General features: G+C 40.2%; 8 protein-coding genes. 4 read left to right on the forward strand and 4 right to left on the reverse strand.

Features of this window, described 5'->3' with window-relative positions; all coding sequences use genetic code 11:
- Window positions 1-2: 2 nt before the first annotated feature.
- Window positions 3-725 (reverse strand): oxidoreductase, encoded by a 723-nt coding sequence (locus tag FD17_RS12580; protein WP_082617227.1) that lies wholly within the window; start codon window positions 723-725, stop codon window positions 3-5.
- A 115-nt stretch (window positions 726-840) separates the two neighbouring features.
- On the opposite strand from FD17_RS12580, the gene FD17_RS12585 reads away from it, so the two are divergent.
- From FD17_RS12585 to FD17_RS12600, 4 genes are all read left to right on the forward strand, one after another.
- Window positions 841-1416 carry a TetR/AcrR family transcriptional regulator gene (locus FD17_RS12585; RefSeq protein ID WP_057826528.1) on the forward strand — a complete coding sequence of 192 codons (576 nt, stop codon included), beginning with the start codon at window positions 841-843 and terminating at the stop codon, window positions 1414-1416.
- Between the two features lie 171 nt (window positions 1417-1587).
- Entirely contained in the window at window positions 1588-2229 is a 642-nt protein-coding gene (locus FD17_RS12590; protein WP_057826533.1) for a DUF6198 family protein, read from the forward strand.
- Window positions 2230-2349: 120 nt separating this feature from the next.
- Entirely contained in the window at window positions 2350-2565 is a 216-nt protein-coding gene (locus FD17_RS12595) for a hypothetical protein (protein ID WP_057826529.1), read from the forward strand.
- A 178-nt stretch (window positions 2566-2743) separates the two neighbouring features.
- Window positions 2744-3598 (forward strand): GRP family sugar transporter, encoded by an 855-nt coding sequence (locus FD17_RS12600; protein WP_057826530.1) that lies wholly within the window; start codon window positions 2744-2746, stop codon window positions 3596-3598.
- 97 nt (window positions 3599-3695) lie between these two features.
- Here the strand turns inward: FD17_RS12600 and FD17_RS12605 are convergent, their stop codons facing one another.
- From FD17_RS12605 to FD17_RS12615, 3 genes are all read right to left on the reverse strand, one after another.
- A complete protein-coding gene (locus FD17_RS12605; protein ID WP_057826531.1) occupies window positions 3696-4559 on the reverse strand; it encodes a YitT family protein in 864 nt (287 codons plus the stop codon).
- 228 nt (window positions 4560-4787) lie between these two features.
- Window positions 4788-6857: a DUF5776 domain-containing protein gene (locus FD17_RS13140; protein ID WP_191983145.1), complete on the reverse strand. Its 2070-nt coding sequence runs from the start codon at window positions 6855-6857 to the stop codon at window positions 4788-4790.
- Between the two features lie 149 nt (window positions 6858-7006).
- On the reverse strand, window positions 7007-7399 hold the full coding sequence (locus tag FD17_RS12615; protein WP_057826532.1) for a type II toxin-antitoxin system CcdA family antitoxin: 393 nt from the start codon (window positions 7397-7399) through the stop codon (window positions 7007-7009).
- Window positions 7400-7589 lie beyond the last annotated feature (190 nt).

Consider the following 7589-nt stretch of genomic DNA (forward strand, 5'->3'; position numbering starts at 1 on the left):
TATCAAAAATCATAGATCTTGGACAGCTTCTTAGAAGTAACAGCTTTTAAAATAACTGCTGCAACATCCGAAGTTGTCGCGTTACTGTTTTTTAATGACTTCGCCAAATTGATTGCCATACTACGGTAGGGTGAGTTTTCTGGGGTAACTGTCAACAACTTGTCAACTGCGATTTTCTGCCACCCCGTTGCCGTGTTTCCTGGTTCCACCACAACCACATCAACACCAAACTGTTTAACTTCTAATCGCAAAATATCAGACATGGTTTCCAATGCATGTTTGGAAATATGATACCAACCGCCAAGTCCGGTGTACATTAAACCTGCAAGTGATGAAATGTTGATAATTCGGCCAGAATGTTGTGCTCTCATCGTCGGTAATACCAACTGTATCAATCTTACCAATCCAAACAAATTCACATCAAATTGATTTTTGGCTTCTTCAATGCTGACCTCTTCCAAAGCACCAAACGATCCATAACCAGCAGAATTGATCAAAACATCCACTCGGCCATAGTGCTTAAGTACAAAATCCACAAACTCAGTCAAACTTGATTCGTTAGTGACGTCAAGTTGATGAGCCTGTCCCCCCATTTCCACAAGCGACTGCATTTTCTCAACATGACGCGCACCGCCAATGACTTGATAACCCCGCTTTTGAAGCATTTTGGCAGATTCTAATCCAATTCCAGATGATGCCCCGGTAACAATCGCAACTTTTTTCATAAGAAACGCCCCATTTCATAAGCGATAGTTCTATCGCTAGCACTAAAATCATAATAGCGATAGAGTTATCATTTGTCAAGATTGCAATACCGTTACTTTTCCATATAATATAGATATGAAAATAAAAACCGAGGAACAATATAATAAAATTATCAATGGAGCCACTATCATTCTGTTAACTGAGGGATTGGCTACATTTTCGACCATCAAAGTTGCCAAGCTGATCAACATGTCTCAATCAAATATTTATGTGTATTTTAAAAACAAGGATGATCTATTGGTTTCTGTATTTAGGTATCATCAGAAAAAGTATATTCATTTTCTGGCTGCCAAGTGGGATCCTTCCCGTTCACCAAAAGCTGTTCTCACAAACTTTGTCACGGCGCTCAATCAATTTCATACTGACAACAAAGACTCTTTGGAAGTCATCTGGTTGGTCCGTCAAAGCCCAAAACTCCGTCAATTAATTCCACAAGTCGCAGATGATGAAATTTTTGTCAAAATTTTTAAATGGCTGGAGAGCCTGCAAAAGCAGGGAAAAGTTCGCCCCTTGCCGTTGATGTATCTCACCAACTTAGTGTTTTCAGCTGTCATCAACTACTTCCAACTACTGGATAGTCAAGAATTGACCAGCAACGAAATGTCCATTGAAGAAATAGTTACCCCATTGTCGGCATTGTTGTTTGTCTAGGCCTGTGTTGATTGGCGCTTGGTTGTCAAAAACCATCTTGTATACTTTGCCATTAAGATTGCATATCCAAGATATCTTTCCAACATATTTGTCAGCAGACTAATTGTTGACTTTTCTATTTTATTTACCAAGGGGGAATCAATCATCCAAAATACAAAGAGTCAACGCTGGATCGGCTTAATCTCAGGCTTGATCCTCAACGCATTCGGAAATGCATTAACGATTTCCGCCAATATGGGGAGTGCAGTATGGACCGCATCGGCCGTGAACTATAGCCACTGGCTGGGGGTCAATGTCGGCATTATCTTATTTGCCATTGGTCTTTTGAACACCGTCACCAATCAACTCTTAATCAGACATTGGGATTGGCCGCGGTTCGTTGGAGAAATTTTGTACGTTTGCTTCTTCAGCTATTTCGTTAACTTTTTTGCCGGTTTCCTTACGTCCATGGGAATTGGCGAGCTGCCAATGCTCGTCAGAGCTCTGCTTTCCTGCCTTGGCATCGTCTTTTTCTGTACCGCAATCTCACTTTATCAGCGAGCTAACATTTTGATGCATCCAAATGATGATACCACCAACATTCTGCGGTTTATGTATCTGAAGAAAAGCGCTGTTGCAGCTCAGCTAGTCGACTTCGTTCCGCCCATTGCAGCCATGATCATTTCGTTTGCGATTACCAAGAACCTGTACGCAGTCAACATCGGAACCATTTTTTCGATTCTCTTTAACGGGTTGATTATTCAAACGGCTGACCGCTGGATTTGGCCAGCCTTGAAACACAACTTCAAAACCCTTGAGAACCCCAATCGCTAAGCCTTATATGAGGACGAAAAAAGACTGCAAATTCGAAGTAAATATTTGTTGCATCCGGGCGAAGATATGATAGATTGAATGTAGGAATATCACCACTTCGTTAAGAAAGGAATCTCAGCTATGATTACAACACTCATCTTATTAATCATTTTCGGAACATTGGCATTTAAAATCAGCTGGTTATTTATCAAGATGTCATTCTGGCTGGTTTTCCTCATGCTCGGAATTTTCATTTTCTCCAAATTGTTAATCATTGGTATCGTTGCTGCAGTTGTGTATGGGATTTATCTCCTATATCAGCACTCACAGGTGGCAAGTTATACTAACCGTCACTAATGATGATTTTGTAAATAATTTCCAGTTTTCAAGAAAATGTCGCAGAAATTGAGTGCTTTTTAAATAATTTCATCTTTTTGAAACAATGGAACCGTTTGTATAGAAAATTTCTTTCATAAGGTATATTATTAAAGGTATCGTTCAAACGATTATCTTTGATAAAAGGAGAATTATAATTATGAATTTAATAATTGCATTGATGCCCGCCCTTGGATGGGGATTAATGCCGCTTATAACTGGTAAAGTTGGGGGATCTCCCGCTAACCAAATCTTTGGAATTGGGGCCGGGACAACCATTATCGGATTAATTGTCTTTCTGGTAACTCGCCCAGCCGTTAACTTAACTGCATTTCTATTTGCGATCGTGTGTGGAGCTTTGTGGACAATCGGTCAAATTGGTCAATTTATATCCTTCAAAAGAATTGGTGTATCAAACACCTACCCATTATCAACTGTCTTTCAGTTAGTTGGTAACTCGATTCTTGGCGTTTTGATATTCGGCGATTGGCAGGGAACCCAATCTAAAATTATTGGTGTCATTGCGTTGATCATCGTAATTGCCGGCGCACTCTTAACCTCTGTCAGCGATGAAAAAGGCGGCAAAACCACCTTTAAAGATGCCATGTTTCTTCTGTGTACAACGGTCGGTTACTGGATTTATTCTTCATTTCCAAATATCCCTATCATCAAGGCTCAAAGTGGAACCGCCGTTTTCCTGCCAGAAATGATGGGGATTCTGATTGGTGCCATTATTTTCGGCCTCTTCACCGACCGTCGTTCCTTCATGCAAAAAGAGCAATACTTGAATATCATTGCAGGTTTGCTTTGGGGCTTCGCTGCTCTATCCTATATTTATTCCGCTCAGGCAAATGGTAATACTTCGGCATTCATTTGGACTCAGTTGAGTGTTATTATTGCAACCTTTGGTGGTATCACCATCTTGCACGAACATAAGAGTCGCCGCGAAATGATCTTCACAATTGCGGGTATTGTCCTAATTGTAGTTGGAAGTGTCGCAACCTCATTTGCATAATCAAAATCATATAAATAAAGTGAGCAAAATCGATTAAAGATTTTGCTCACTTTTTGTTTCACTATTCCGATAATTAAATCACAACAAATTTATAGAACTATAGAATTCTGCGCATGTCCAGGCCACGGGCGCTGCGAATATTGTCAATAACGATTAACGCATTCTTATCTTCTTTTTCAATAATCGGCACAAGCTTCATGACCCTTCTGGGGCTGGCAATCATATAAAGCATGTGTTGGTCGGCGTCACTGTAATACCCGGTCCCATTGAAAATAGTCATTTCCTGGTCCAACTCTTGAGATATTGTCACGGCAATTTCACGATATTTGGGCGAGACGACGAGCACGGCCTTTTTTGCACCAATATTGGCTAAGAATTGGTTGGTAAATATTGAATATACGTATAAATAAATCACGGTTAAAATCGTGTTGGTAAAGCCAATCAGCATCACAAATGGAACAACGATAATCAGATCGAAAAGCAGGCTTCCCGTCCCGATTGAGAGTCCAAAAATGTAATTCAACAATTTTCCAACAATGGTATCACCCGCAATCGTTCCGTTGTAGCGGAAGATCAGGCCAATCGAAATACCCGTCAAAGCACCTGCCAAAAGGGTTGGGACAATGATTTCCTGAGGATGATAGTGATAGATAACCGGAATCTTCAAAAAGACGGTCATCCAGGCAATTGCCCAAATCGTCAGGTAAGTCGTCTTCTTCTCAAAAAGCTTGTACCCAATCGCAATCAGGATCGTATTAATAATCAAGTTGGATAAATAAGAAGGAACTCCGAACGCATAATAGAGCAAGGCAGTAATTCCCATCGCCCCACCTTCACCAAGATGGGACGGCAGTAATAAATAGTTGTAAGTCATAGAATAGATGAATACGCCAACGGCAACTCCCAACAACTCTGAAGATTTAATGTTTAGCTCTCGCCAATAGTTCACAATTGAATTCATTTTGCACCTCAACTTTTATGTATAGATTTTATTCTAACATCAAACTTGACCTGTTTACATGTATATTCCTACCATTCATTATCATTAATACTGAAGTACGTGACGAAGCAAGGATGAACAAAATCATTTACCCATAGTTGTAGATTGGCATAAGAAACGATCCTCCTTCATACAAAAAGCGACTCTCGACATTGCTGTCGGGAGTCGCTGTGTTCATTCAATTAAAAATCAATAATTTCCATGAATAACCAATTTCTTATTCGCAGTTACATAATAACCATTACTCAACACATAACGAGTAGTCAAATTATGCTTAACAAGTTTCTTCACACGAAGATGCTTGCCGGTCTTGTAATGGGTAACTCTCCCTGTTAGGTTTGCATGCTTATATGCGTGAACACCTTTCTTGGAGATGACCGTAATCTTCATGTTCTTTGGCATGGTTTTGTAATAGACATTTACAACAAATTTCCGGTTGGCTGTAATGTAACCAATCTTCCCGTCAGTCTTTCGACTGTGGTTAACGTCACGAACCTTATAACGAAGTGCTCCGCCGTTTGAACGGGCGTATCCGGTCACAACAAACATCGGCCGATTAATCCGCTTTGATTTTGGATACTTGGCAATTCGGTGACTCTTATTAAAGGTTGGATTCTTATACATGTAAATTGTTTTGGTTGCATATACGGCTGATCCTTTGACAGCAGCATAGTTTGGCAGCCCGGTGCCATTTTTCCCATTTGGCTTGGTTGGGTTCCAAGCGTTGTTACCATTATTATTGTTGTTTGGTGTTGATGAACCACCATTATTACTATTACCACCATGGTTACCATAACCAATAACAGTTACGTTAATCGTCCTAGTAATCGTGTCGGTTCTGTCGTAAGGTGTCTGTCCATTTGGCTCCAACTTATTATACGGAACATCATAAGAATATGTGACTGGATATACCCCAGTCCTGGAAGTATCAACTGTCCCAGATACTCGTACAACAGGATTATTAACCTTTGTTGGGGTTTCATGGCGATTATTGTATGGGTTCCAAATCGTCACGTGATCCATTGGATTCCATTTATCACCGACATGTAACGTGATGTCATTGGCATCAATGACTTTAACTGCCGTCAAGACAGCATTGCCGATATTCCCCTGGTCAACCCAGTTATTTACCGGATCATCATTGTCACGAGGAGAAATCGAATACGGAAATTGTGCATATGGAACCTGATTATTTCGTGCAACAACTGTATATCCTCGCTTCTGAATTGCTGTTAGCCAAGGCATAGTTCCATCGGCAGACTTTAATTTTGTATAATCAATATAAAAGAGACTGCCTGTGTATGCATCCGTGGTGGTCAAATCTTCGCCACCAAATTCAGAGTTATTGTTGTCAAACTCAATAACAGTGCCATTTGTGTTCTGCAATTGAATTGTTGGCATTAGATCTTGGAGTTCGGGAGCCTTAACCGTGTTCCCATCCTTGCCAATGTATGTTGCCAGATAATGTTTGCCGGTTCCCAGATAACTGTCGATTGGTACTCGTTCAGCAAAACGAGCTTTTCCATAGACTGGAATATCGCCAGCATTGGAAGTATCAGTGTAACGCTTAGTGTAGAACTGGAAGTAGTTCCCAGGGTAGTCAACATCAATTGTATTAACGTTGACGAGCTTCAAAGGAATCCGAAACTTGTAAGTTTGCCCAGCAGCCAGTGATCCGTCAATTCTAACGGAATCCATTTTTGACCAATCAGGCAGTGTGTTAAACCAATGATAATCACCTTCTGCACGATACTTCTGTGTAATCGTGCCAACGGAAGAATCAGGCTGCATTGATGATGCATCACTCCCGCTGTATGTGATTTGCGGCAGCTTCTCCGTTACACCTTTGTACTTATAACTAGCATCAGGATGAGACTCGGGAAGAAGAAACCCCAAATGAATAGTCATGGTTGTTGAGCTGGTGTTCTTGACCAATACATTTTGATAAAGAGTACTTGGATTGGATTTGTACTGATCGAGGTCCAATACAGAAGTCTTTTGATCAGTTTGATTATGTTTTGCACCAACATAATTGGAATCAGCACCATTTAAGCTTAACCAACTGGTGTATTGTTGATTAGGTTGATTGGGTAATGATTGCATATTTGTATATTGAGAATTTCCATTGTAAATTCCAGGTCCACTGTTGGCAGCTTTCCCTTGTAAAGGATAAATGAAGGTAACAGCCACTGCGAGTGCAACAGCCATCAATATCCACTTAAGACTGTGGATGAATGGATGTGAGTATTTTGAATACATAGAAACGTCTCCTTTCAAAAATATTGGCTCTAACAAAATTGTTGTTATTACTATGTCTTTTATAACACAAATGTTAATTTAATTAAAGCGCTTACGGAAACGTTTAGTCACCCCATGCTTTTTACATTACAACCCCTTCATTACATATATTACTCATCCAGTTTATCCTTCAATGCCTCGGTCAACACCTCACTAAAGTTGATTCCCGCTTCCCGGGCTTTTTCATCCAAGTCTGCTGGAATTGTTGTATTTTTTCTAACAGTCGGACTTTTGATCTTTTTCTTCGCTTCATCTAGATCAACGGCAATCATCACGACATACTGCCCATCTGTCAGCTTAATATCTTTAACTGTACTGGATTTAGGCAGATTCTTCCGATTTGCCAACACCAAGCCCAACACATCATTCGCATAGTATGCAGCATCGTTGTCATTTTTGCCAAAGGTAATTGCCTCTGGCACATCTGGGAACGTGACATTAATGCCGCCAACATCCGGGTCAAAAACTGCTGGGTAGATGACAATGTTTTTTTGTCTTTTCATTTTACTGTCTCTCCTTTGGTTGTGCTCACTTCTTTAAACTTTCCAATTATTATAACACGCATAGTACGCACTCCATTCGATAAACTTACACGCATTGATCAATTCAACTTTATAGATTATGTATGAAAGCCATTAAAAATGTCGTTTAAAAATGTCGTTTAAAAATGGGGCCGGGACATAAGTCCCGCCG

It is taken from the genome of Lentilactobacillus sunkii DSM 19904 (genome assembly GCF_001435575.1).
GTDB lineage: Bacteria > Bacillota > Bacilli > Lactobacillales > Lactobacillaceae > Lentilactobacillus > Lentilactobacillus sunkii.